General features: G+C 69.8%; 22 protein-coding genes. 6 read left to right on the top strand and 16 right to left on the bottom strand.

Going from position 1 to position 24356, the window contains the following annotated elements:
* Positions 1 to 56: 56 nt before the first annotated feature.
* Positions 57 to 863, top strand: a complete 807-nt coding sequence (locus tag G6O69_RS11425; protein ID WP_172303546.1) for a hypothetical protein — start codon at positions 57 to 59, stop codon at positions 861 to 863.
* An 18-nt stretch (positions 864 to 881) separates the two neighbouring features.
* On the opposite strand, the gene G6O69_RS11420 is transcribed toward G6O69_RS11425, so the two are convergent.
* The 5 genes from G6O69_RS11420 to G6O69_RS11400 form a co-directional block, all read right to left on the bottom strand.
* Positions 882 to 1811: a bestrophin family ion channel gene (locus tag G6O69_RS11420; protein WP_172303545.1), complete on the bottom strand. Its 930-nt coding sequence runs from the start codon at positions 1809 to 1811 to the stop codon at positions 882 to 884.
* 18 nt (positions 1812 to 1829) lie between these two features.
* Positions 1830 to 2162 carry a hypothetical protein gene (locus tag G6O69_RS11415; protein ID WP_172303544.1) on the bottom strand — a complete coding sequence of 111 codons (333 nt, stop codon included), beginning with the start codon at positions 2160 to 2162 and terminating at the stop codon, positions 1830 to 1832.
* Between the two features lie 6 nt (positions 2163 to 2168).
* Positions 2169 to 2795, bottom strand: a complete 627-nt coding sequence (locus G6O69_RS11410; protein WP_176396771.1) for a ClpXP protease specificity-enhancing factor SspB — start codon at positions 2793 to 2795, stop codon at positions 2169 to 2171.
* 6 nt (positions 2796 to 2801) lie between these two features.
* Positions 2802 to 4538, bottom strand: a complete 1737-nt coding sequence (locus G6O69_RS11405) for a DUF2330 domain-containing protein (protein WP_172303542.1) — start codon at positions 4536 to 4538, stop codon at positions 2802 to 2804.
* 146 nt (positions 4539 to 4684) lie between these two features.
* Complete coding sequence (locus G6O69_RS11400; protein WP_172303541.1) at positions 4685 to 6154, bottom strand: hypothetical protein; 1470 nt, start codon at positions 6152 to 6154, stop codon at positions 4685 to 4687.
* A gap of 297 nt (positions 6155 to 6451) precedes the next feature.
* On the opposite strand from G6O69_RS11400, the gene G6O69_RS11395 reads away from it, so the two are divergent.
* From G6O69_RS11395 to G6O69_RS11385, 3 genes are all read left to right on the top strand, one after another.
* Positions 6452 to 7078, top strand: coding sequence for an L-threonylcarbamoyladenylate synthase (locus G6O69_RS11395; protein ID WP_172303540.1), 627 nt, complete (start codon positions 6452 to 6454; stop codon positions 7076 to 7078).
* A 92-nt stretch (positions 7079 to 7170) separates the two neighbouring features.
* Complete coding sequence (locus G6O69_RS11390; RefSeq protein ID WP_172303539.1) at positions 7171 to 7845, top strand: alpha/beta fold hydrolase; 675 nt, start codon at positions 7171 to 7173, stop codon at positions 7843 to 7845.
* A 308-nt stretch (positions 7846 to 8153) separates the two neighbouring features.
* A complete protein-coding gene (locus tag G6O69_RS11385) occupies positions 8154 to 8525 on the top strand; it encodes a hypothetical protein (protein WP_172303538.1) in 372 nt (123 codons plus the stop codon).
* A gap of 339 nt (positions 8526 to 8864) precedes the next feature.
* On the opposite strand, the gene G6O69_RS11380 is transcribed toward G6O69_RS11385, so the two are convergent.
* The 5 genes from G6O69_RS11380 to G6O69_RS11360 all read right to left on the bottom strand — a co-directional run bounded on the left by G6O69_RS11380 (position 8865) and on the right by G6O69_RS11360 (position 15273).
* Positions 8865 to 10388 carry a sigma-54 dependent transcriptional regulator gene (locus G6O69_RS11380; RefSeq protein ID WP_172303537.1) on the bottom strand — a complete coding sequence of 508 codons (1524 nt, stop codon included), beginning with the start codon at positions 10386 to 10388 and terminating at the stop codon, positions 8865 to 8867.
* Positions 10385 to 12610 carry a sensor histidine kinase gene (locus tag G6O69_RS42065; RefSeq protein WP_172303536.1) on the bottom strand — a complete coding sequence of 742 codons (2226 nt, stop codon included), beginning with the start codon at positions 12608 to 12610 and terminating at the stop codon, positions 10385 to 10387. Before G6O69_RS42065 ends, G6O69_RS11380 begins: the two co-directional genes overlap by 4 nt.
* 27 nt (positions 12611 to 12637) lie before the next feature.
* Positions 12638 to 12832 (bottom strand): hypothetical protein, encoded by a 195-nt coding sequence (locus G6O69_RS11370; protein ID WP_172303535.1) that lies wholly within the window; start codon positions 12830 to 12832, stop codon positions 12638 to 12640.
* Position 12833: 1 nt separating this feature from the next.
* The gene (locus G6O69_RS11365) at positions 12834 to 14069 is read right to left on the bottom strand and encodes a hypothetical protein (protein ID WP_172303534.1); all 1236 of its coding nucleotides are present in this window, start codon (positions 14067 to 14069) and stop codon (positions 12834 to 12836) included.
* Positions 14070 to 14163: 94 nt separating this feature from the next.
* Positions 14164 to 15273: a hypothetical protein gene (locus G6O69_RS11360; RefSeq protein WP_172303533.1), complete on the bottom strand. Its 1110-nt coding sequence runs from the start codon at positions 15271 to 15273 to the stop codon at positions 14164 to 14166.
* A gap of 262 nt (positions 15274 to 15535) precedes the next feature.
* On the opposite strand from G6O69_RS11360, the gene G6O69_RS11355 reads away from it, so the two are divergent.
* The gene (locus G6O69_RS11355) at positions 15536 to 17344 is read left to right on the top strand and encodes an AMP-dependent synthetase/ligase (RefSeq protein ID WP_172303532.1); all 1809 of its coding nucleotides are present in this window, start codon (positions 15536 to 15538) and stop codon (positions 17342 to 17344) included.
* A gap of 88 nt (positions 17345 to 17432) precedes the next feature.
* Here the strand turns inward: G6O69_RS11355 and G6O69_RS11350 are convergent, their stop codons facing one another.
* Together G6O69_RS11350 and G6O69_RS11345 are read right to left on the bottom strand one after the other, a co-directional pair.
* Positions 17433 to 17861 (bottom strand): DUF1232 domain-containing protein, encoded by a 429-nt coding sequence (locus G6O69_RS11350; RefSeq protein ID WP_172303531.1) that lies wholly within the window; start codon positions 17859 to 17861, stop codon positions 17433 to 17435.
* Between the two features lie 149 nt (positions 17862 to 18010).
* Complete coding sequence (locus tag G6O69_RS11345) at positions 18011 to 18694, bottom strand: peptidylprolyl isomerase (protein WP_172303530.1); 684 nt, start codon at positions 18692 to 18694, stop codon at positions 18011 to 18013.
* Positions 18695 to 18797: 103 nt separating this feature from the next.
* Here G6O69_RS11345 and G6O69_RS11340 point away from each other — a divergent pair, with 103 nt between their 5' ends.
* The gene (locus tag G6O69_RS11340) at positions 18798 to 19325 is read left to right on the top strand and encodes a hypothetical protein (RefSeq protein ID WP_172303529.1); all 528 of its coding nucleotides are present in this window, start codon (positions 18798 to 18800) and stop codon (positions 19323 to 19325) included.
* A gap of 14 nt (positions 19326 to 19339) precedes the next feature.
* Here the strand turns inward: G6O69_RS11340 and G6O69_RS11335 are convergent, their stop codons facing one another.
* The 4 genes from G6O69_RS11335 to G6O69_RS11320 all read right to left on the bottom strand — a co-directional run bounded on the left by G6O69_RS11335 (position 19340) and on the right by G6O69_RS11320 (position 24289).
* Complete coding sequence (locus G6O69_RS11335) at positions 19340 to 19924, bottom strand: hypothetical protein (protein WP_172303528.1); 585 nt, start codon at positions 19922 to 19924, stop codon at positions 19340 to 19342.
* A 76-nt stretch (positions 19925 to 20000) separates the two neighbouring features.
* The gene (locus tag G6O69_RS11330) at positions 20001 to 21656 is read right to left on the bottom strand and encodes an IgGFc-binding protein (RefSeq protein ID WP_172303527.1); all 1656 of its coding nucleotides are present in this window, start codon (positions 21654 to 21656) and stop codon (positions 20001 to 20003) included.
* A gap of 141 nt (positions 21657 to 21797) precedes the next feature.
* On the bottom strand, positions 21798 to 23492 hold the full coding sequence (locus G6O69_RS11325) for a tetratricopeptide repeat protein (protein ID WP_172303526.1): 1695 nt from the start codon (positions 23490 to 23492) through the stop codon (positions 21798 to 21800).
* Positions 23489 to 24289 (bottom strand): RNA polymerase sigma factor, encoded by an 801-nt coding sequence (locus tag G6O69_RS11320; protein ID WP_172303525.1) that lies wholly within the window; start codon positions 24287 to 24289, stop codon positions 23489 to 23491. The genes G6O69_RS11325 and G6O69_RS11320 overlap by 4 nt, the downstream gene beginning before the upstream one ends.
* Between the last annotated feature and the right edge of the window lie 67 nt (positions 24290 to 24356).

The raw sequence follows: 24356 nt of genomic DNA, 5'->3' as shown, positions 1-24356 counted from the left end.
CTCGTCCCGCGCCTCGTCCCGCGCCTCGTCCCGCGCCTCGTCAAGGAGCCCCTCCCATGTCCCACTACCCCCACGTCGAACGCCTCTACCTGCCCCGCGTCGCGCCGACCCGCGCGCGTCTGCACGCCGGCGAGCGCGACCCCAGCCTCGAGCGCGTGCTCTTTGGCGAGCTCGACGAGCGCGAGCTGCTGGCCTTCCTGATCCAATTTTGTGCCCTGGGCGTCCGCATGCTCCGGCCCGTGGAGAGCTGGATGCGGCGCAGCGGCGAGGCCTGCGTGCGCGCGGGCTTCGACGAGCTCGGCGCGCAGCTGCTCGCGACCGCCCCCGGCGAGGCCCGCCGCCACCTGCTGCTGATCGACGACCTCGTCCAGCTCAGCGCGCTGTGGCGTGACCGCGTCGACCCCCGCGGCCTCGACCTGCGCACCCTCGTGCGCCGCGAGGCCCCCGAGTCGGCCAGGCGCCACGCGCTGATCCGCGAGCTGACCGGCGACCCCGAGCGCCCGTGGCTCTCCCTTGGCGTCGAGCTCGAGCTCAACGAGCTGGCCATGGCCCTGGGCCCCCGGCTGATCCGCCGCAGCGGGGATCGCCTCGGCCCCGAGGTCTTCGCCGGCATGCGCTTCTTGCAAGCCCGCACCGAGTACGCGGCCTTGAACCTCGAGCTCTGGCTCGACCAGCTCGAGCCCATGCTGCGCTGCATGCCCCACCTCGCCGGGCCCATGGCCGCGGTCGGCAGCGAGGCCCAAGCGGCGATGCTCGACTTCCTGATCAGCTGCGCCGACGCGCCCTGCCAGGCGCTGCGCGAGCACACCCGGGGCGGCGCCCTGGCCAAGCTGAGCAAGCGCGCCAAGCCGGCTCGGGCCTGAACCCGATCCCGCTCCCCGCTACATCAAGATCCCGCGCGCGTCGACCCTGGGCATCGCCGGCAGGTCGGCGTCGCCCAGGCGCTGGCGCAAGTTGATCTCGATGGTCTTCGACAGCGCCGACAGAGGCAGCGCCGGCCAGAACATGGTGAAGGGATCCTCGAGCACGCGCCCGGCCTCGGAGATCAGCGTGAAGCTCAGGCACACGAGCACGGTCATCGGGATGACCATCCAGGTGTTCCAGCCCTCGAGGCCGCCGACGAGGCCCAGGGGCAGGAGCACGCCGTAGATAGCGATCAGCCGGTCCGCGATGAAGCCGTAGCTGCGCGGAAAGGGCGTCTTCTTGATGCGCTCGCAGCCGCCTTGGATGTCGAGCAGGGCGCGGACGGTCTCGTCGAAGGACTGCAGGCGCAGGCTGTCGAGGCGGCCGCCGTCGTTCTCGGCGATCAGCGCCTCGAGCTGGCGCTGGAGCATGGCGTGGGTCGGGTTGGACTCGCCGAGCAAGACCTCGCGCTCGTCGGCGGCCACGAAGGCCCCAAAGTCGGCGTCCTCGCCCAGGCTGTGCCCACGCAAGATCACCCGCAGGGCGTGGACGTAGGCGATGTGCCGGTGGATCAGCGCGCGCTGGAGCGGGCTGGGGCCGGCCTCGCCCGCGGGCAGGTAGCCGAGGACCTGGGTGCAAAAGTGCCGCGAGCTGTTGATCAGCCGTCCCCACAGCTTGCGCCCCTCCCACCAGCGATCGTAGGCGGAGTTGGTCCGAAAGCTGACGAAGATCCCGATCGCCCCGCCGACCACGGCGACCGGCGTGACCGGGAGCAACAGGTGCGAGACGACGTCGGTGAAGAAGACGTCACCGATGACCACCAGGGTCGAGGCGACCACGAAGGTCAGCACGGCCTTCCACTGCCAGCCCAGCAAGTTGAAGATCGAGCCCCTGAACTCGACGAACATCAGCGCCGAGTATAGGGATCAGCAGCGCTCGGCGTCCATCAGGGTCTGCGCCGTCATCACGCACTTCGCGTAGTCGGCATAGACCAGCTTGCCGCGCAGCTGGATCTTGCGTTTGACCGACTCGACGCAGCTGATCTCGAGGCGCATGATCAGAGCGTCGGCGCCCTCGCTCTGCTCGGGCGAGGCGGTGTCGAGGACCAGCTGGACCTTGTGGGCGCACAGCTCCTGAGGGCTGGGGGCGCGCACCCAGCCCAGCCAAAACACGAAGATCGCCAGGGACAGGAGCCCGACGACGCCAGCCGTGATCATCCCCCCGCGGTTGCGGGCGCGTGCTTCCTCGATGGTGGTCATCGCCGCTCAGCTCCCGCCGTCGATGACCCGGAAGGCCGCCCGGCGGCGCAGGGCCTCTTGCTCGGACACGTCGGCGTCACCACCCCCGGCCGGCGACTCGCCCACGGCCTGGCTGGCGCGCTGCTCCGGCTGGCGACGCTCCCACCGGCCGCTGCGCGAGCGACCAAAGAGGTTGCTGAGGTCGCCGGTGGGCAGCGGTCCGGTGGTCGGCGGCCGGTTGCGGCGGACCGACTCCGGCATGTTCTGGTCGAGGACCATGCCGCGACCAGTGGCCCGGTCGGCGACGACGTAGATCGCCTTCCAGGGGAACACGCAGCGGGTCATGTAGCCGCCAAAGGACAGGTCGGCGCCGATGCCCTCCTCGGCGAAGGTCAGATCCAGGGGATAGCTGGCGTCGAGGTCGATGATCAGCTGCTCGCGCCACTGCTCGCGGATGAAGTCCGGGCAGACCACGCCCTCGCAGGTGGCGTCGACCAAGAGCCGCGGACAGCGGCCCGCAGCGTAGAGCGACTCGACCACGCTCTGGACTGGGTGGACCATGACCACCGCCAGGGTAGCATGTTCACCGCAGTCAATGCATCGCTCGCCCTGGTGCGCCCTGCCCGAACGCGCGAGGTGAGCAAGGAGCTTCACGGTCGATCAGCGAGCTCGGCGCCTGCGCTGGAGACCCGCGATGCCGAAGATCATCAGCATCGTCAGCACCCCCTCCGGCCGAAGGCCCACGGTCGCGCAATTCCAAGGCGAGGGTCCAGTGAGGCGGCTGTGATTCCAGCTGTCGAGGATGTCGTCGATGCCCGCGTCGTTGTCGACCTCGACCTGCGGGGGGCCCATGGTCGGGACTCGCTCGACGCGCCGCGCCGCAGGCATGTCTTCGAAGCTCGGCCAGCCACCGAGCGCGTCGAGGGCCATGTCGGGGTGCTCGTCGAGCTCGAACCAGTCGCTGGAGTCGTCGCAGGCGAACACCCGCGTGGCGGTGATCGAGCTGGAGACCTCGGGTAGATCCGCGACCTCGTGGAAGACCGGATCCTCGAGCATCTCGTGGGGAGAGATCAGCGAGAACAGCCGGGTCAGGTAGCTGGCGTCGTCGAGCATCTCGAGGGCGTGGTCGGCGGGGATCGTGATCCGCTCGGCGAACTCGGCCGCGAAGCCAGGTTGCTGGCCCCAGGACACCGGGTCGATCAGGCCCTCGTAGCAGCTCAGGCAGTCCCAGAAGGTCTCGGTCTCGACGCCCTCGGGCGCCGGCAGATACTTGTCCAAGAGCGGCTCGACCAGGGGGTGGGTGAAGGCGCAGCTCTCCTCGCCGAGCCAGTCCTCGCTGCACACGTAAAAGCCCTGCGCGCGCAGCTCGTCCACGACCCCGACCGCCTCGATCTCGGCGAAGGCCGCCGCGCTCCAGCCCTCGCCGCGGATCCCCGCGCTCGACACGATCTCGTCGCTGCCGGCGTACTCGGTGACGAAGGCCCGGCCCCCGGCCTCATCGATGGCCAGCGAGACCTGCTCCAGGTAGGAGCCCGCCGGGTCGCCGACCCAGTCGATGCCCAGGAGGTTGAGCACGACGTGCGGCCAGTTTTGCGGGGCGACCCGGGACTCGCCCAGGAAGAACGCCCGGATCGCCATGTCCTCGGTCGCGGCGATCCGGGTCAGGCGGATCGGGATGCACGGCTCGACCCCGGGGTAGCGCAGGGCCAGCGGGTGGATCTCGTCGCTGCCGGCGTCGCTGCGCAGCTTGATGGCCACGAACACGTGGCCCTCGGCCAGGTACTCCGCGAGGATCGGCGGCGCGTCGTCGTCCTGGGCGTAGCCGGCCGCGTCGAGCCAGTCGACGATCTCGTCGACGCTGTCCCCGGTCAGGATCACGTACTCGAAGGCGCCCGCGAAGCCGCGCTCGAGGATCTCCGGGCCCTCCCCGAGCTCGTCGCCGAAGCCCTCGGTCCCGCCCAAGTCGTCGTCCGAGGCCGCGAACTCGGAGGCGTCCACGCTCATCCCACACGCGAGCGCGCTGACTCCCGACCCGCAGTCGCCGTCGAAGCGGGTGTTGATCGTGAAGGTGGGGACCGTGGCCGCGAGCAGGTTGTCGAAGAGCGCCTGCGAGCCGACGAGGACCTCGGGGACCTCGACCACGGGGATCAGCCAGGCGAAGCGCTCGGGGTCGCCCTCGTACTGGATCTGGATGTGCGCCTCGGTGTGCGCCTCGCCCCCGGCCTGGTCGATCCAAAACAAGATGCTCTCGCCGCTCTGGTCGACCGGCATGACCTGCGGGCCGGCGTCACAAAAGGTTCCCCCGCAGGCATGGGCGACACCAGGCGAGAGCCCGGCGAGTCCGACGAAGGCCGCGAGGGTCAGCGGAGCGAGAGCAGCGAGTCCAAGTCGAGTCATGGCGAAGGTTGGGTATCCCGAGGGGGATGATCAGATCACCTCGGACCAGCACTTTGGCCCGCGCATTAACGAAAACGCGCGACCAAGGTGGTCGCGCGTCCGTCCGTGTGTCCGTGCCCAACCCGGACCAAGCCGGGCCGGCCCGCTCAGAAGGTGAGCAGGAAGTTGAAGTAGCCCTGAACGTTGAACACGTCGTCCACGGCGTAGCGGCGGCCCACGGAGTCGACGATGTCGCGGCGCACGGGGTTGACGTCGGCGGTGTCGGCGTCGACCACGTCGGGGTCACCGGCGTTGTCACCGTCGCCGCGGCTGGCGACGGTCACGTAGTGGCGGGTGTCCGTGGTCATGTCCACGCCGAAGTTCAGCCGCGCGTAGGGGCCCATGTAGAAGTTGAGCCCGGCGTTGAGGCCGAAGGTGCCATAGTCCTGGATCGTGGTGATGCCGTTGTAGGAGGCGCAGTCACCACCGGCCGCGTCGACGTAGCCCGAGGGATCCGAGGGGTTGGCGGCCGCGAAGGCCAAGGCCGCGCTGCTGCTGCAGGTGTCGCCCTGGCCGGGGCTGTAGTCGCCGACCAGCGCGGGGCTGTCGGCGAGCAGCTCCCAGACCTCGGAGTAGCCGCGACCGTTGTAGTGCAGCACCGCCGAGCCCTGGAGGATGATCGACACCTTCTTGCCCTGAGCCTCGTTCTCCCAGGGGACGATCTCCGCGCCGAAGTAGGCGCCGGTCTCCGACTGGGGCTGAACCTTGCCCTGGGTGTCACCGTAGTTTTCGAACTGGGTGTTGCCCCCGGCCCGGAAGGCGTAGCGCCAGTGCGCGCCAAAGAAGGGGTCCAAGAAGCGGTAGCGCCGGCTGAGGGTCGTCCACGCGCCGAGCTCGTGCATGCCCCGACCCACGCGGTGGTTGCCGGCCGGGTCCGAGTCCTGGATCGCCCGGCTCATGGTCATCGCCTTACCCACGGCGAAGCGGCCCTCGAGGCCGATCACCCAGTTGGGCAAGTGCGACTTGCGAGCCTGGCTGAGGATCCCGAACTTCATCCCGACGTTGAGCTGGTCGAGACCGCGCCGCGTGGGGGCGTTGAAGATCCGCGTGGAGTCGAGGTCCGTGAACTGACCGTAGGGGTCGCCGTCCTCGAAGGCGTCGAAGCCGTCGCGGGGGACGATGCCGTCACGGATGCTCGTCGAGTTGGTCTTGTTGACACAGGTCGCCGAGCCAGCCTCGTAGCTGGTCGTGCCCGGGTTGTCGGGGAACACGCAGTCCCCGCCCTCATCCTGGTCGAACTCGTAGTTGCGGTTGTCCGAGACGACCACCGGCAACCCGACATAGACCGAGATGTCGTGCCACAGACCGATCTCCAGGGTCGGCGTGACCGTGTGTCGGAACTGGCGATAAATCAGGTCGCGAGCGAGGCGGTTCTTACCACCAGAGCCCCACTCACGAAGGATGGCTGCCTTCTTGAAGTCGAAGTCGTAGGAGACGCCGAAGTGCAGATCAAAAGCGTTGCCGTTGAACTCCTGGTCAAAGGAGGAGGCAACCCGAGTGACCTCGGCGGCGTTGGCGACCTGACTGAGCCCCATGACCAGGGCGAAGGCAGGCAAGAAACCGAGAAGCTTCCGCATGGGGATCCGCAGGGCGAGGACGCGCTCGCGAGAGGACGAGAGACATGGCACGCTACCAGCGCACGTGGCCTAGCGTCAAGAATCCCGAGGAGCTTCGCACACTTGGATCTCGCGCCTGGGCCCCCGAGGGGCGTGCGCGAGTCGGCCAATCGGCCAGAGAGCGGCCCAGGTCGGGCGATCGGCGAAAGATCGGCCATCCTGGAGAGAGGCCGCGGCGATCGCACGAGGAGCCGAGCTCGGCGCCCTCCCGGCGGAGCGCGCGGTCGGCTACCCTCCGCCGTCACCCCGGGCCCCACCGTGAGCAAGAATTTTCAGCGCCTGCGCATCGACCCCGAGCGCCCCGATCCGCGCAAAATGCAGCCGGCCGTCGACGCCCTGCGCCGCGGCTGCGTGATCCTCTATCCCACCGACACCGGCTACGCCCTCGGCTGCGCGCTGTCGAGCGCCAAGGGCATCTCCGAGCTGCGCCGACTCAAGGGCATCCACGCCAAGCACGCCAAGCCGCTGACCATGCTCGTCGAGACCCTCAACGACATGGGTCGCTACGGCGTCATGGGCAACACCGCGTTTCGTGTGGTCCGTCGCCTGCTCCCCGGGCCCTACACCATGGTGCTCAAGGCCACCTCCGACGTGCCCAGGGCCATGAAGAACCGGGCCAACGAGGTCGGCATGCGCCTGCCGGACCACAAGATCTGCAACATGCTCGTCGACTTTCTGGGCGAGCCGCTGCTGACCGGCTCGGTGACCCCCGGCGAGTCCGAGCCCGAGCTCGAGGACCCCGCCGAGCTCGAGTCCCGCTACAACCGCGAGATCGACCTGATGATCGACAGCGGGCACCTGTGGCCCGAGCCCTCGACGGTGCTGCGCTTCGACGAGCTCGGTGACATCGAGATCCTCCGCGCCGGCCAGGGTGCGCTGCCGTAGGAGCCGCACGGGAGCAGCCTCGCGGGTCTTCGAGCTCGGGACGCTCGGCCCTTCGCGCGAAGGGCGGTGCGCAGAGTTGTTATGATCCTCGGGTGAGCGAGCTGCTCGACGCCATCGAGATCGGACCCGAGGGCAACCAGGCCGCGGCCGCAGTGATCTGGCTCCATGGCCTGGGCGCCGACGGCCACGACTTCGAGCCGATCCCCCCCCTCCTCGACCTGCCCGAGGTCCGCTTCGTGCTCCCCCACGCCGGCTACCGCCCGGTGACCATCAACGGCGGGTTCGTGATGCGGGCCTGGTACGACATCCTGGGCCTCGACTTCACCGGCGTGCGCGAGTCCGAGCCCGACATCCTCGCCTCGGCGGCCCAGGTCGGCGCGCTGATCCAGCGCGAGCGCGAGCGCGGGGTGCCCAGCGAGCGCATCGCCCTGGTCGGCTTCTCCCAGGGCGGCGCCATGGCCCTGCACGTCGGCCTGCGCTGGCCCGAGCGCCTCGCCGGCGTCGCGGTGCTCAGCGCCTACCTGCTGCTCGGCGAGCGCGTGGCCAAGGAGCGCAGCTCGGCCAACGCGCTCACGCCGATGCTCTTTTGCCACGGCCGCGAGGACCCCACCGTCCCCGTCTGGCTCGGCAAGGCCGCCCACGATCAGGTCGCCGCCCTCGACCCTCAGCGCCCGATCGCCTGGCACGACTACGCCATGCCCCACGCGGTCTGCCCCGAGGAGATCGCCGAGATCCGCACCTGGCTGCATCGCGTCTTGGCGAGCTGAAACAGTATTGCGATAGAAGCGCGACAAAGCGAGATCGCCACATTCGCGATCACAATCAATCCGAGCGCGGCCGAGTGTCATATTCCAAAGTGTCGACACGAGCTCCTTCTCTCGTCGATATTTTGGAATTTCAGCCGGCCCCTTCGACCGGCCCACGAGCCCGCGCGCTTCCCGCTTGCAACATAAATGGCCATGTTATAGGGTGGCCACGCGATCGCCTCTCGCGTATCCAATCGTCTCTACAATGGGGAAATATGCCACACATATGGCACCCCTTCGTCGACGCGCAACCTGAAAGGTAGCAGGCAGTGAAACTCTCCACGATGGTCATCATCGCCGCGCTCTCGACATCGGCCCTCGGCTGCCTCGCCGAAGCCCCCGAGCTCGAGCCCGACGTCGACCTCTACCAGCCCCTGACCGAGCCGATCTTCGTCGGGGATCTGATGATTCGCCCCGCGCAGGACGACGACGACCTGCCCGCGCTGGCCTCGTCCGCGCCCAGCGACATGGACGAGCTCGACGCGGCCTCCGCGGGCCAGGGCTACTGCCTCGTCACCCTCAACTATTGTTCCATCCCGGGCTCGGACGACGGCTCGTGCACGGCCACGGGCTGCGAGGTCTACCAGGCCCTGGAGGAGTGCATCGCGCTCTACTGCGAGAGCTGCTTCGATCTGTGCTGAGCGAGCGCTCGGCGTGCAAGCTGCCAGAGGACCCGTCTCGATCCCGCCTCGTTCTGCGCGCCTCGGACCTGGGAGGTCAAGGCCATCGCTGGGTTGGGATACTGCAAGGTTTCGGGCTCTCGAGCCGGGCCGCGCGGGGAGAGGTTGGATCGCGCCGGGTCCTTTGGCGATTTGCACATGTCGACTATTGCTGCGAGGTCGAGAACTGCTGGATTCCATATTGCGACACTTGCGGCTGCTGAGCCGTCAGCACATTTAAAAAAGCGGAACCTCGGGCGCGAGCGCTCGAGGTTCCGCTTTGTCCGTGGATGTGCGATGCAGCGCCGCGAGCCGCGAGCCTCAGTCCTCGCCCTCGGAGGAGGGCGAGACCCCGCCTTGCTTGGCGATCTCCTCGCGCAGGCCGAGCTCCTTCATCTTCGACTGGAGCGAGCGCCGCGAGATCCCGAGCTTGCGGGCCGAGCGGGTCACGTTGGCCTCGGTCTGGGCCAGGGCCTCGCGGATCAGCGCCTCTTCGATGCGCCGCGAGCCGGCCTTGACGGCCTCCTTGAGGTCGAGGCCGAGGCTGTCGAGGGGCAGGCGGATCGCCCGCAGGGAGCTGGCCTCGTCGCCCTCGCCATCGCCATCGCCATCGCCGGGCTCGTCGCTGGTGAAGGCGTCGGGGAGCTCGTCGACGCCGATGCGCTCGCCGCTGGCGAAGAGCACCATGCGCTCGACGAGGTTCTCGAGCTCGCGGATGTTGCCCTGCCAGGTGTAGCTGCGCAGGGCCTCGAGGGCCTCGGCCGTGAAGCCCGCGACGGACTTGCCAAGCCGCTCGTTGGAGCGCTGCAAGAAGTGCTCGAGCAGCGGCTCGACGTCCTCGGGGCGCTCGCGCAGGGGCGGGAGGTGGATCGGCACGACGTTGAGGCGGTAGTAGAGGTCCTCGCGGAAGCGCTTGGCCTTGATCTCGTCCTCGAGGTCGCGGTTGGTCGCGGCGATCAGGCGCACGTCGACGCGCAGGGTCTTGACCCCACCGACGCGCTCGAACTCCGACTCCTGGATCGCGCGCAGCAGCTTGACCTGGATCTCGAGCGGGATCTCGCTGACCTCGTCGAGGAACAAGGTCCCGCCGTCGGCGAGTTCGAAGCGACCCTGGCGGCTGGACACGGCCCCGGTGAAGGCGCCGCGCTCGTGGCCGAAGAGCTCCGACTCGACGAGGCCTGCGGGGATCGCCGCGCAGTTGACCCGGATGAAGGGCAGGTGGCGGCGCTCCGAGCCCATGTGCAGGGCGCGGGCGACCAGCTCCTTGCCGGTCCCGCTCTCACCGGTGATCAGCACCGTCGAGGGGCTCGCGGCCACGGTGTGGATCATCTCCTTGACCGTGACCATGGCCTCGCTGCGCCCGACCATGCCGAAGTCCTTGGCCTTGGCGACCTCGCCGTCGCTGCCCTCGCCCGCCGGCAACATCGCCTCGCGGCGCGGCTCGGTGCGCGGGCCCGAGCGCCGCCGGGTGGCCACGGCCTTGTCGAGGACCTTGCCGATCTGCTCGCGCTCGAAGGGCTTCTCGAGGAAGTCGAAGGCGCCGCTCTTGACGGCCTCGACGGCGGTGTCGACGGAGCCGTGGGCGGTCAGGAGGATCACCGGCAGGCCGGGGTCCTCGTCGAGCAGGGCCTCGAGCAGCTGCATGCCGTCCATGCCGGGCATGCGCAAGTCGGTGATGACCACGTCGAAGGTGCCCCGGGGCAGGGCGCGGACCTGGGCGAGGGCCGACTCTCCGTCGGCCTCTGTGACGACCTCGTGACCGGCCTGCTGAAGCAGGGCGCCGAGGACCTTGCGGAGGTTGGGTTCGTCGTCGACGACGAGGACTCGTGGCTTGGGCTCGTTCACTGACTCGTGCTCGTGATTCCGAGATCGACCGGTAGCAACACGGTGAAGTTCGCCCCGCCGTCGGGGTTGTTGCTGACCTCGATCATGCCGTTGTGATTTTCGACGATGCGCTGGCTAATGGGCAAGCCCAGGCCGGTGCCGCCGCTCTTGGTCGTGTGGAAGGGCACGAAGAGGTTGTCCCGCGTGGCCGGCGAGAGGCCCGGGCCGTTGTCCCGCACGCTCAGCGCGACCGCGTCACAGTCTGGCAGGCCGCGCACGCGGTGCTCGAGCTCGATCCAGATCCGGCCGGGTGGCGTTTCGTCGCTGATCGCCTCTAGGGCGTTGCGAACCAGGTTTAGCAGGACCTGGCGCAAGGCCTCGGGATCGCCGCGGACGGCCGGGCTGTGCGGCTCGAGGCTCAGGCCGACGCTCGAGGCGTTGGCCAGGACCTCCCCGCCGGCCCGCTCTCCGCGCTCGGGGACGAACACGCCGAGGTCGACCTGCACGCGCTCGAGCTGCTCGGGGGTCAACAGGCGCAAGGTGGTCTTGATCACCTCGGTCAGGTCGACGCGCACGGTCTCGCCCCGGTAGGGCCGCGAGTAGCTCAAGAACTGCACGACCACGCGGTTGAGGCGGTCGACCTCCTCGACGATCACGCCCAGGAACTCCTTGGTCATGGCGTCGGCGTCGACCAGCCCGGGCTCGACGACCTGGACCGCGCCCTTGATCGCCCCGAGGGGGTTGCGGATCTCGTGGGCCAGGCCGGCGGCCATCTCACCGAGGGCGGCGAGGCGCTCGCGCTCCTTGCGTTGCTCGTAGACCGCCGAATTCTGCAAGGTGATCGCCGCTTGCGAGGCCAGGCTCTCGAACAGCTCGACCTCCTCGCGGGAGAAGGGCTCGAGCAGGCGCTCGTCGTTGACGAAGAGCGCCCCGACCAGCTCCCGCGGGGCCTCGGGCTCGTCCTCGGGGATCGAGATGATCGGGACCGCGAGCGCGGCGCGCAGCTCGGCGAGGGTCTCGAGGCAGCCCTGGAGCTCCGCCTGGGCGTCGCGTCCGGCGCGCTCGCGCTCGCGCTCGAGTACGTCACGCAGCTGCGCGCCCTGGGTCCGCATGCGCTCGAGCAGCGGCCGGCGCTTGGCCACGTCCAGGCGCGGCAGGGCCAGCGGGGTCTCGCCGATCTCCCGCGACAAGGTCAGCGAGGTCCCGCGCGCGTCGAGCAAGAACACGCTCGCCGTGGTCACGCGGTTGGACTCGCGCAGGGCGTCGAGGACGACGCTGACCATGTCGTCCGGGTCGATGACGTTGAGCAGCTTGAAGCGCAGCTGGACCAGCAGCGCGCGCAGCTCGGCGCGGTCGCGGAACAGCCACGACTCGACCCGCGACTCGAACTCCTGGCGGACCGGGTCCAGGAGCACGATCACCGCGAAGGCCGCGACCGCGCTGTTGAACAAGAAGAGCATGACCGCGCCCTCGGTCTTGCGGGGGACCCACAGCAAGAGCATCGCCAGCAGCGCCGTGACGCCCATGACCAGCAGGCCCAGGGTCAAGATCCGCGCGGCGAGCTCGGGCAGCTCGAGCAGGCGCTCGCGCTGGAGGGTCTGGGCCACGAAGTAGAGGTAGACCGCCGTGACCACCGGGCCGATCGCCGTGATCGCCGGCGAGCCGAACACGATCGCGAACAAGCTGGCGAAGAACAGGTAGCGCAGACGCGGGGCCGTGGCCGTGCCCTCGGCCCGCCCGGCCGAGCGCCACACCCGGCGCACGACCAGCAGCAGACCCACGACCACGTAGAGGTTGAGGCCCTGGGAGATGAAGTCCCAGGGCGTCCAGCCCGAGAAGTTCCAGAAGTCCTCGCGGCTGGCCAGCTGCAGGCCATCTTCGGGGGCGCGGCCGAGGAGCACGAAGAGCGTGGTCGCGTGGGCCCCGAGCAGGACCACGAGCATCCCGGTCTGTAGCCAGCTGCGCCGGCGCGGGCGCTCGTCGACGGGGATCAGCGTGGAGAAGCAGCGGTCCGCCGTCCACGGCAGCACCAAGGAGATCGACTGCGCCGCCCAACCAAACAGCTCGATGTTGGAGAAGCCGCGGAAGAAGCTCGCCAGGTGGAAGAGCCCGAGGTTGAAGCAGAACACCGCGAAGAGCACGAAGTCGTCGCGGGAGCGATCGCGCAGCGCGACCGAGGTGCCGATCGCAAAGGCCACGGTCGCTGCGAGCAGCGAAGGCAGGCTGCCGGAGAGAGTGTTCACCTGGGGCTCGATGATGCTACCCGCGGCTCAAAACAGCCACAGCATCAGCCGCGACAGCCACATCTCGGGGTCGCGCGCACCCACGTGCACACCAGCGAGGAAGAGCGCCAGGAGGATCGACCCGGGGATCACCACCCAGCCGAGCAACCAGCGCAGCTTGCCCTCGCGGGCCTTGCCCTCGGCCGCTTCCTGCTGCTTCTTCACGCGCTCTGGCAACGCCATGTCAGTCCTCCTCCTGTGCGGCCTGGCCCTTGCTCTTGCCCTTGCCCTTTGACGCCGGCGCCTCGTCTTGGGCGTCGTCTTCGGCCCCGTCTTCGGGGGAGGCTTGCTCGCCCGGCGTCGGCGCGGGGCTGGCGAAGGGCCGCTGCTTGTTGGCCACGACCACCTCGCGGTTTTGCGGGTCGATCCACGGCGACCTCTGCTCGTCGCTGACCGGGGCCCCCGCCATGATGCTGCCGCGCAGCCAGGCCGGGGCGCTGCGATCGCGGACCGGCTGCGCGCCGAAGAGCTGGGCGAGGCCGCTGAGCATGGCCCGGTAGTAGCGCTCCTCGAGCTCGAGGTCGGCGAAGATCAGCGCGTGGTCGCCGTTGACCGTGCCGGTGTAGCTCGCCGGCGTGTAGCCGTTGGGCACCGGGCGCGCGACCAGGCCGAGGATCAGGTCCGCGCCGTTGCGCTGGCGGCCGCTGAGGTCGGCCAGCAGCGTGTCCGCGTCGGCCCCGACCAGGCTCGGGTCCCACAGGGCGAGGCCGTGCAGGCGCAGGCGCAGGCCAAACATGGCGTCGAAGCTCGCGCTGACGGCCGCGGTCAGCTCTTGGATGTAGTCGATCCAGTCCTCGCGGGCGACGACCAGCGCCGGGTCGACCATGATCTCGACGCTGAGCGTGCGCCGGGTGTCGTAGGCCGCGGCCAGCGGGCCGTCGAGGGCCTCGATGTCGGCGATCGGCAAGCCGGGCTCGAGCTCGGTGGGGCCAGGCTCGTCCACCACCTGCTCGGGGCCGGGCTCCGTGCCCGAGGTGCTCGAGCTCGGCTCGCCACCCGTCCCCGCCTTCTGCGCTGGCGCGTTGGCGTCTGCCCCGCCCGCTTCGCTCCCCGCCTCGCCGCCCTCACTGGCCGCGGTCGCGCCGGCGTCTTCGCCCTCGCCGGCGTCTTCGCCCTCGCCGGCGTCTTCGCCCTCGCCGGCGTCTTCGCCCTCGCCGGCGTCTTCGCCCTCGCTGGCGTCTTCGGCCTCGAACTCGAAGCCCGCGGGCGGCTCGATGCCCAGCCAGCGCTGCTCGAAGGAGACGACCTTTTGCGAGCGCTTGGCCCCGAGGTAGACGCCGCCCGCGAAGATCGCAAAGAGCAGCAGCAGGGGCGTGCCGAGGAGCAAGACCAGGCGCAGCACGGCCTTGAGCCGCTTGCCTCCGCCCTTGCCGGGGCTTTCAGGGCTGGCGGGGCTTTGCGCGTCCTCGTGCTTGCTCATGGGCCCGCGGAGTATAGCGCCTCGACGAAAATTGCCACGCGCCCCCCGCAGGCCTGCCCAGCGACTGCTCGGCGACTGCCCGGCGACTGGTCGGCTACTGGGGGATGCACTCCACGGGGCCAAAGGGCGCGGCGAGGTTGTCGCAGGCGCCACCGAGGCTCGTGGGGCCGACCAGCGTGACCGCGCCGCTGTCGGTGTCGATGGCGAAGAGCGAGGTCGTCTGCCCCGCGATGCCGCAGGCGTAGAGCGTGCCCAGGCCGGGGTGGAGCTCCATGCCCACGGAGGAGAAATTGCCGTCCATCTGGATCGAGGTGATCTCCGAGGCGTCGTCGCCGTCGAAAGTATGCAGCCGGTCCGTGCTCGCGTTGATCCCGTACAAAACGTTGTCCTGCGGCTGCGACCAGGTCAGCCCGGTGCTCCCCCAGTTCGAGCCGAGGGGCTGGAGCACCTCCGAGACCGCCGTCTGCGGATCGATGTCGAGGATCACGTCCTCGGTCACCGCGATCCCGAACATCAGCTGGGCCTCGTTGGAGGTGATCCCATTGACCCGGCTGTAGCCGTACTTGCCGACCACCGTGGCCTCGCAGGCGCAGGGGTTGATGACCATCAAGGTGTCACCGGTCTGGTCCTCGGCGGCCGAGGCGTAGAGCGTGGTGTCGTTGAAGGTCAGCGAGGTGAAGTTGGTGTTGGCGGGGAAACCCTCGGGCAGGGCGATGTCGTCGCAGATCACCGTGGTCTCGCCCTCTTCGCCCTCGGCCACGCTGATGCGCACGAGCACGTCGGTGGTCGAGTCGGGCTCGTCGATGCTGAGGATCCACTCCGGGAGGTCCAGGCCCTCGGTGTCGGACTCGCTCCCGGACTCACCCTCGGTGTCGGACTCGCTGCCCGACTCGCCCTCGCTGCCCGACTCGCCCTCGCTGCCCGACTCGCCCTCGCTATCGGACTCGCCCTCGCTATCGGACTCGCTCCCGGACTCGGCGTCCGTCTCGCTGCCCACGCTCGTCTCGGCGTCCGTCTCGCTGCCCGAGCCAGAGCTCGACTCGCCCTCGCCCTCGCCAGTTTGGGTGTCGCTCGACTCGGTCTCGGCGGTCTCGCTGTCCCCCACTTCTTCTTCGCTGGCGCTCCCGTCGTCGCTGCACGCAGCGAGGCTCACGGCCAGGATCGAGGTCAAGGGCAGGTAGGTGAGGACGATGCGTAGGTTCATGGGGGGTCTGTCTAGCAGAGTCCGGCCCCTTCGACCCTGTGCGAGTTCGCGCGGCCGAATCGGGCAAGGATCCGGGCCGGGAACCAGACACAGCGCCAGCTCAGCCGCCAACGGACCTCAACCCAGGCGAGCTTCGAGGTGACCGCAGTGGTCGATGCCCGCTCCCCATCCACGGGCCTGTGCAGCGCATCTCCATGTCTCTCGAGGCCAACACGCAGCCCACACTTGAATACCCACCCAGTTCTCGATAGATCACGTTTCGATGGCCAAAAATTCGCTCCTCGACCTGCTCCACGATCACGCTCAAAACCGCGGCCAGGAGACTGCTTGCCTGGTCAAGTCCGACGGAAAATACGGACCCGTGTCCTGGGCGAAGCTGTGGGACGAGGCCAAGAAGGTCGGCAAGGGGCTGATCGCCGCGGGCATCCAGCCTGGAGATCGGGTCAACGTCATCGGCCACACGTGCTTGCAGTGGATCGTCAACGATCTCGGCATCCTCGCCGCCGGGGCGGTGACCGTCCCCATCTACCCGTCCAACCTGCCCGACGAGTGCCAGTTCGTCAGCGATCACAGCGGGGCCCGGCTCGTGTTCGCCGAGAGCGCGGATCAGGTCGAAAAATTCCTCGAGCAGCGCGACAACCTGGGCGAGGTCATCAAGGTCGTGCAGTGGACAGGTGACAAGCGCGTCGAGGACGAGTGGGTCCAGACCTACGCCGAGTTCGTGGCCGCCGGCGAGGCGGTCAGCGACGAGCAGCTCGACGAGCGCGGGGCCTCGCTCGAGCCCGAGTCGGTGCTGACGATCATCTACACCTCGGGGACCACCGGCCGGCCCAAGGGCGTGGTCTTGACCCACGCCAACATGCTCTACGAGGCCGAGGCGATCGCCGACACCGGGCTGATCCACCAAGACGACATCCAGCTGCTCTTCCTGCCCATGGCCCACGTGTTCGCCAAGGTCCTCGAGGCCGGCTGGCTGTCCACGGGCCACGTGCTCGCCTTCGCCGAGAGCATGAACACGATCCGCGACAACCTCGGCGAGGTCCGGCCCACGCTGATGGCCGGCGTGCCCCGGGTGTTCGAGAAGTTCTACGCCGCCGTGGTCGACAAGGGCATGGCCAACGAGGGCATCGCCCGCAAGCTCTTCGCCGAGTCCATGAAGCTCTCGCAGCAAAACGGCGAGCTCGAGGAGCAGGGCAAGAAGCTCGGCCTGGCCCGCAGCGCGGAGTTCGGCCTGCTCAAGAAGACCGCCTTCGCCAAGGTCGGCGCCGGGGTCATGGCGATCCTCGGCGGGCGCATGCGCGTGATGATCTCCGGCGGCGCGCCCCTGTCCAAGAAGATCGCGTGGTTCTTCCGCGACGCGGGCATCGTGATCCTCGAGGGCTACGGCATGACAGAGAGCTCGGCCGCGTCCACGGTCAACTTCCCGGGCAACAACCAGATCGGCACCGTCGGCCCGGCCCTGCCCGGCACCCAGGTCAAGATCGCCGCCGACGGCGAGATCCTCATCAAGGGCCCCGGGGTCATGCGCGAGTACTGGCGCAACGAAGAGGCGACCAAGGAGACCCTCGACGAGGACGGCTGGCTGCACACCGGCGACATCGGCGAGCTCGACCCCAAGACCAAGGCCGTGCGCATCACCGACCGCAAGAAGGACCTGATCATCACCGCCGGCGGCAAGAACATCGCCCCGCAGCGGATCGAGAACGCGGTCAAGATCCACAAGCTGATCTCCCAGTGCGTCGTGCATGGCGACCGCCGCAAGTTCATCTCGGCGCTGATCACCCTCGACGAGCAGCACCTCGAGTCCTTCGTCCACGACAAGGGCCTGGGGGGCGACTACGCCGTGTGGACCAAGGCCCCGGCCGTGCGCGCCGAGGTCGAGAAGCTGATCGCCGAGTCCAACCAGGAGCTCGCCAGCTACGAGACCATCAAGAAGTTCGAGATCCTCGACCGCGACTTCTCGATCGAGACCGGCGAGCTCACCGCCAAGCTCTCGGTCAAGCGCAAGGTCGTCAACAGCAAGTACGGGCACCTCTTCGACGCCTTCTACGAGGAGTCGTTCAAGGCCTGAGCGAGCCCCCTCGGGCTCTCGCCCTTTGGCTGACGGCCGGGCATTCGTCACCAGCGTGGCGCTGCCCGGCCGCTTCGTATCTGCCGCCTCAGCTCAAGCCGGCGACGCGCAGCACGTCCTTGCGCAGCTTGCCCAGGGCCGAGCGGCTCTGGACATAGACCTCCTCCATGGCCGCGAGCATGTCCTCGTCCTCGCGCCACGCGTCCTCGAGGACTTGGGGGCGCAGCTCCCGGCGCAGCATTCGAAACACGTGACCGGCGAGGTAGAGGTCGTCGAGCAGCCCGTAGGGGCCGAGGTCGGCCTCGGGCAGGACGTCGTCGGGGAGCACGAAGTAGGCCAAGACCGCGGCGACCAGCGAGCGGGCGTTGCCGCGGACGCGCTCGTCGGTCATCAGCCGGGCGTAGAAGTCGAAGACCTCGGCGGCGCGCAAGATGGCGCCCTGGTGCGCGCCGGCGTAGCCATGGACGAAGCGGCGCAGGTCGGCGCGGTAGTCCGGGGCCTGGAATTCGACGCTCACCCGGGCAGCATATCGCGTTTCGCGCGCACCCTGCGGCGTTCACTCACCACGCGCGACGCCCCGCCGAGAGGCTGTAGTCGCATGCCCCCAGCCGAGGGCCGTCATGCGATGACACCAAGGTGCATGGGGCGCATGCTCGCGGCCTGGCTTCACTCGCGCAGGATCTCGACGGTCTCGATGCGCGGCTCCTCACCAGCGAGCACCCGCGCCTCGAGCTCGCGGACCACGAGCAGGTCTTCGCAGCGCCCGATGATCGTGTAGGCGCCGTCGAATTGTCGGGCGGTCTCGGTGGTGATGAAAAATTGTGCCGCGCTGCCGTTGGCCTGGCCGTCGTTGCCCAGCGCGAGGATCCCCGGCTTGTCGAAGGCGGTGCCGATCGAGCGCTCGTCTTGCAGATGAAAGCCCACGAAGGGGTCGGCGCGCAGGCGCCCGCCCTGGACGAAGAGCCGCTCCTCGGCCCGATGAAAACGCAGGCCGTCGTAGTAGGGCCGGGTCTCCCAGGTCTGAGTCTGGACGTCGTAGAAGGGCCGCAGGCCCCGGGCCAGGCCGACGAAGTTGGCGACCGCGAGGGGCGAGACATCGGCGAGCAGGCGGCAGCGGACCGCGCCGAGCTCGGTGACGATCGTCGCGCGCAGCTGGCCGCTCTCGGGCAGGCCGGCGACGGCCTCGGCGAAGGGGAAGCGCCCGCGGTAGGGATCTCCCGCGGCCTCGTTTTGCGCCGCGAGGTCTGGCTCCTCGGGCGGGAAGCTGCCCGGCGCCGACGGATCACAGCCAGCGAGCGACAGCCACGAAAGTGAGCACCAGGCGACGACGACAGCTCGCGAAGACCGCACGGCGGCGATGGTATCAGCGCGCGCCCAGGCGCGACCTGCCCCCACGCGCGCGCTGAACGAAAGAGCGGTGGCGGAATTCCGGCGAGCTGCTACGAACCTCACTGTGGAGCTCGAGGCTGGCGTAGAGATCCGCTACGCGAGCGGTCAGGAGATCGTGGCCGTCCACGGCCCCGTGGTGATCCGCATCGTCGACGGCCTCGAGGTCACGGTCGAGCACTACGAGCGCCTCAAGAAGGTGTTCGAAGATCTGCTCGGGCTGCTCCCCGCCGCCGGGCTGCTCATGGTCATTCACCACGACACGCCCAGCCCTCCGCTGACCGTGCGCCGCTACGCCGCGCAGCAGATCGACCTGCTCGGGCGCCAGGTCTCGGTGGTCGTGGTCCTCGAGGGCATGGGCTTTTGGTCGACGAGCCGACGCCTCGCCGCCCACGGCGTCGCGAGCTTGCTCAACCAGGCGAGCTTCGCCCTCGAGCGCAGCGTCGAGGCGGGGATCCAGGCCATGGCCCTGGACCTGGTCGGGGTCGATCCAGACCAGCTCCAGCGCATCTACACCCAGCTGTGGATGCACATGCTGACTCTGCGCGGGGGCGCCGGCGGCCAGCACGAGCCCGACAGCCTCGGCCCGAGCTAGCTCGGGCGAACGCTTCAGGCCTGGGGCGGATCCCCCGAGAGCGTCGTGAACTGGCCGCCCTGCTGGACGCGCTCGTCCTCGCCCTTGGGGAGGGGCCCCGGCCAGACCATCAAGTTGGCCGTGGCGACGTAGCAATTGCGCGGGTGCACCCAGGTGTCGCGCTCGGCGACCCAGGCGAGTACGGCCTCGCGCACGACCGCGGGGATCTCTCGCGGGTCGGCGGGGTCGCCCAGCGCCATCCCGGTCTCGCGGTCCCAGGCGATGTGCATCGGCCGGTTGGGGTCCGCCGTCGACAGCGCCTCGGCGCGCTCCTCCATGGCCTTGCGCGCCCGCTCCTGCTCGCGCTGGAGAGCCTGCTGCACCGCGGCCTGGGCCGCCGCGTCCTGGCTCGCGACCAGCTCGCGCTCGTCCTCGTCCAGGGGCCGCATGGCCCGACGCAGGCGCATGTCCTGGTCCTCGCCGAGGGTGCTCACCGAGCCGAGCACGTCGACGAACTTGGGGCGCTCGCGCAGCCAGGTCTCGGCGTCGGCGAAGCTCGTGAATTCGGCGATCATGGTCTCGCCAGTTTTGAGCCGGCGGATCTTGAGCTGCACGGTCATCGTGGGCGCGACTATAGCAACCTCGAGCGCGCCTGGGTCAGGCCGCTTCTGGACCCCTCCCCGCGCCAGCGTCTGCTCACCCGGCCGGCTCGGTGAGCAGCGAGCCCCAGCCGCCGAGGTACGCGAAGCCGTCGCCCGCACGCCAGCCAGCGACGATCACCGTGGCGGGCGAGCCCGAGCGCACGCGATAGATCCCCGGCCCGACCCAGACCCGCGCGAGCTCCCGGCTCCCCAACCCCTCGGCCACGACCGTGGTCGGGACGCCGACGTCGACGGGGTCGGGGTTCGGCTCGCCGCCGAGGGCGTCGAGGGTGTCGACCTGCTCGACGACGAGCGAGGCCGCGCTGCTGCTGGTGATCAGCAGCTGGGAGCTGTAGCCCGCGGGCACCCACACCCAGTGCTCGCCGATCCACTCTTCGACCGGCGCGAGCTGGACCATGGACGCCGAGCCCAGGCCGGTCAGCGTGCCGTTGGTCATGTAGGCCGAGACCAGGATCGGCTTGTCGGCGATCACCGCGAGGTCGTGGCTCGACTGCGAGACGGCGTAGGGCTCGTCGGGGTCGATGATCACCGACTCGAGCTCGACGTCGTCGTCACGAATGAAGCGGATCTCGGTGTCGTCCTCGGCGGCGACGACCTGGACCATCGTGTTCTCGAAGATCACCCCGACGTCGGGGTCGATGACCGAGACCATGCGCGGGGCCACGAAGCGCCGGCCGAGGAAGCGCGAGACGAGCTGCTCTTGCATGTGCCCGCAGCTGTCGTCCCAGTCGGGGATCGACGCGCAGGTGTGGGCCGAGAACACGGCCAGGGGGTGCTCTTGGCCCGACTCGACCGTGGTCCCGCTGATCCCGTGGTCGATCTCGGCGTCGATCGCCAGGGCGTCGAGGCGCGCGAGCTCCCCGGGGTCGAGGGAGAGCTGGACCGACGACTCGTCCTCGGCCCACACCCAGTCGGAGTCGCCGAGGCCCTCGACGCCAAAGGACAGGCCCAAGGTCAGGGGGGTGCCGAGGTTGCGGCCGATCACGCTCAAGAAGGAGCGCTCGCCCACGCCCTCGTGGGTGCGCCAACCTGCGACCAGGGCGTGCTGCGTCCACGCCGAGGCCGGCTGGAGCATGGTCGCGCTGCTCGAGTGGCCCTCGCCCACGGCGGGGCTGGCCTGGATCGCTACCACGGGCTGGTCGCTGGAGATGCGAAAGACCGCCGCGGGGAAGGTGCCCGTGCCGTAGACCTGGTTGTCTTGGGGCATGAACACGTGCTCGTCCTCGCCGGGGATGGAGATGACCGCGATCGGGACCCAGCCGAGCCCGCTGTGACGCGAGAGCTCGACCTCGACGGGCTCCTCGAGCGGGTTGATGACCACGAAGCCGTAGGGGTCGTAGTCGAACAGCCCGGGCTGATCGAGGTCGACGCCATAGAACTCGCAGCCGAGGTGGCTGGGGAACTGGGCGGCGAACTGACACGACGAGATCTGCGGGAGCGAGCCGCCGACGTCGAAGAGCGGGACGCTCGGACCCTCGTCGTCCGTGTCGCCCTCGTCTCGGCCCTCGCCCTGACCGCGCTCGTCGGAGCCCTCGCCCAGGTCATCACCGAGCGCTTCGGCGTCGAGGCTCTCGCCGTCGAGCGAGGCCTGGGCGCCGGCGAGGGAGTCGACGACCTCGACGCTACAGCCCGACGCCAGCGAGAGCTGTAGCGACGCCAGCGCGAGCATGTCGAGGTGAAGGCGAGTCATCCGAGCCATCCGCGGCGCCTCGAAGTGATCGCAAGCATAGGACGAGCGGCCCGCGGGTCCAATGGCCCCACCCCTGGCGCTGCAAATCCTTCGGCCGGCGGGGCATGTCTCGACGCGGCGCAACACGGCGCGACGCTGCGATCAGAGCGGCGAGCTCTCCGAGGGTGCGTCCTCGGCTGCGTCTGCGCGGTGATCGTCGGGATAGCGCACCGCGAAGTCCCGCGCGGCGGCGCTGGCCTCTTCGTCGCGCTCGAGGGCCTCGAGGGCCTTGATCCGCCCGAGGGCCGCCTCCGGCGCCAAGGCCCCTGCCCAACCTGGGCCGCCCTCGTCGAGATAGCGGTCATAGGCCTCGAGCGCGCCTTGGTAGTCCCCCGTGCCCATGAGCAGGTCGCCGAGGCGGACCGGGACGTTGCGAGCTTCGGAGCTGTCTGGGTGGCGATCGAGCAGCTCGCGATAGAGCCGGGCGGTCTCTTCGTAGTTGCGAGCCATGCGGTGGCGCTGGGCCTCGGCCGCCAATTCTGCGGCGCTCGGCGCGGGAGCGGGCGCCCGCGCCTCGCTCGGCTCGAGCTGGAGCGCGATGGAAACACCCTCCTCGAAGTCGAGGGTATGCGCCTCTTCGCCCGCGAGCAGCACGTGGCGACCCGCCGCGACCCGCAGCGCGAGGGGGCTCATCCCCAGGCGGCGACCGTCGAGCTCGACCGCCTGGCCAGAGCCAGAGACCTCCAGGCTCGCGCCTCCCAGCGCGTCGCCGCGGCGCCACGGCTCGGCCAGGGTTGCGAGCTCGCCCACCCGCGCGCTCAGCCGCGCGAGCGCCTCGACCTCGACGTCTTCCTCGTGGACCTCGGCGTGCAGCGAGCTCGCTCGCCCGGCCCGCAGCCGGCGTGGCGCGCCGCTGTCGCGCAGCTCGACCTCGCCCTCGAGCACCAAGGCCCGCGCCCGCCCCTCGTCGAGCTCGACCGCGAAGACCGTGCCCACGGCGCTGACGCTCCCGAGCACGGTCTCGACGGTGAAGCGCTGGCCAGGGCCCAGGGGGTCCAAGGCCGCGACGACCAGCCCACCGTCGAGACGCAGGCGACGCTCGCCGGGGTCCTGCCCGGGGACGAGCGCCACCTGGGCCCCCTCGGCGCAGATCACCGCTGTCGGCTCGGTCCACACCAGGCAGCCGCGGCCGCCCGCGAGATCGAGCGCCGCCCCCGGGCTCAGGCCTGCGCCCAGACCTGCACCCTGGTCAGGCTCGCGCTCGAGGCCCGCGAGCAGAGCGACCCGAGCCTCGGTGTCGATCGTCGTCGGCACCGGCTGCGCCCGCGTGTCCCCGCTGGAGGGCGCGGGACGAGGCTGCGGCGAGGTATCCGTGACCGTTCGCCCACCTGCGTCTCCGCCCGCGAGCGCATCGTCCTCGCCAGCGACACCGCTGGGGCTGGCCACGATCCACCACAGCGCGGCCGCAGCTGCGGCGCTCACGAGCGCGGCGGCGACCCACCGCCCGCTCGAGCCAGACGCCTCCTCGCTGGATGCGGACGCGGATGCGGACGCGGGCGCCTCGGCAGCCCCGCCGGTCGGCGCTCCCTCTTCAACACGGTCTTCACCCCGGTCTTCACCCCGATCTTCACCCCGGTGGGCCGCGAGGATCTGCGCCCCGAGGCCCGCGAGGTGCTCCTCCGAGGTCGGCTCGAGCGCCCCGAGGTGCTCGACGGCGCGCTCCCACAGCGCGCGCTCGGCCACGAGCTCGGGGTGCGCCTCCTCGTAGCGGGCGATGAACTCGCAGTCCTCGAGTGACAGCGCCTCACCGACCACCTCGCGGTCGATCAACGCCTGCCAGCGCGCTTCGTCACTCACGCTCGTTCTCCTTCTTTGGTCTGTGTCCGCGCGCGGGCGAGCTCGCCGAGCACCTCGCGCTGACGGATCGCCCGACGCACCTGCTTGCGTGCCATGCGGAGCCGATCCTTGATGGTGTTGGGCGACGCCCCGGTGTGCTCGGCGATCTCGTCGATGGCGTGGCCCTTGGCCCACAGGCACAGGGCCTCGTAGCGATCGGCGGACAGCTCCGCGAGGTAGTCCTGGAGCTCCCCCGGCACCGCCTCGCGCAGCGGAATCTCGCGCCCGCGCGCGGGCAGCTGCTCGAGGTCGCAGGCGCTGTCGAGCAGCACGAGCTTGCGAAGCTCGCGACGTTGGCGGCGCAAGGTGGTGCGCACGGTGATCCGGTCGCACCAGCCCTGCAGCGAGCCGCGCCCCGAGAAGCTCCGGGCCGAGCGCAGGATCTCGAGCAGGGCCTCCTGGGCGGCGTCGTCTGCGTCCGCGGGCGCGCGACACAGGCCCCGCGCCCGGCCGAGGACCGACGGGAGGATCCGGGCGATCAGCGCGGCCTGGGCCGCCTTGTCGCCGCTCGCGACGGCCTGCATCAGCGCGAGGTCGGGGTCTGGCACCTCGCTCTCCCCCCTCTCTTTGGGGGTCCCCTCCCCGGCCTCGCCTCCGATCCCGTCTTTGGCCGCGGCCTCGGGCTCGGTCTCGGTTTCGGGCTCGGCCTCGGTCTCGGGGCTCGCGCTGGGCCCGGACGCGGCACGCGACGACCCACGCCAGCGCCCTCGGGCGTCGGTCTCGGCTTCGAGCGAGCGGTCTTCCGCGGACGAGAACACGTCGTGCATGGTCCAGTGGCTGCGCGCGAGGGGAACGGGCGGAAGAAATCTACCGCACCAAGTATGA

The sequence above is a fragment of the Pseudenhygromyxa sp. WMMC2535 genome (assembly GCF_011083025.2).
This window is presented reverse-complemented; position numbering and strand designations above follow the sequence as displayed.

Excerpts from the sequence above, each read along its gene's own strand:
- G6O69_RS11415 (WP_172303544.1), bottom strand. The coding sequence starts at position 2,162 with ATGACCACCATCGAGGAAGCACGCGCCCGCAACCGCGGGGGGATGATC.
- G6O69_RS11400 (WP_172303541.1), bottom strand. The coding sequence starts at position 6,154 with ATGCGGAAGCTTCTCGGTTTCTTGCCTGCCTTCGCCCTGGTCATGGGG.
- G6O69_RS11355 (WP_172303532.1), top strand. The coding sequence starts at position 15,536 with ATGGCCAAAAATTCGCTCCTCGACCTGCTCCACGATCACGCTCAAAAC.
- G6O69_RS11365 (WP_172303534.1), bottom strand. The coding sequence starts at position 14,069 with ATGAGCAAGCACGAGGACGCGCAAAGCCCCGCCAGCCCTGAAAGCCCC.
- G6O69_RS11360 (WP_172303533.1), bottom strand. The coding sequence starts at position 15,273 with ATGAACCTACGCATCGTCCTCACCTACCTGCCCTTGACCTCGATCCTG.
- G6O69_RS11335 (WP_172303528.1), bottom strand. The coding sequence starts at position 19,924 with ATGACCGTGCAGCTCAAGATCCGCCGGCTCAAAACTGGCGAGACCATG.
- G6O69_RS11420 (WP_172303545.1), bottom strand. The coding sequence starts at position 1,811 with ATGTTCGTCGAGTTCAGGGGCTCGATCTTCAACTTGCTGGGCTGGCAG.
- G6O69_RS11370 (WP_172303535.1), bottom strand. The coding sequence starts at position 12,832 with ATGGCGTTGCCAGAGCGCGTGAAGAAGCAGCAGGAAGCGGCCGAGGGC.
- G6O69_RS11330 (WP_172303527.1), bottom strand. The coding sequence starts at position 21,656 with ATGACTCGCCTTCACCTCGACATGCTCGCGCTGGCGTCGCTACAGCTC.
- G6O69_RS11425 (WP_172303546.1), top strand. The coding sequence starts at position 57 with ATGTCCCACTACCCCCACGTCGAACGCCTCTACCTGCCCCGCGTCGCG.
- G6O69_RS11405 (WP_172303542.1), bottom strand. The coding sequence starts at position 4,538 with ATGACTCGACTTGGACTCGCTGCTCTCGCTCCGCTGACCCTCGCGGCC.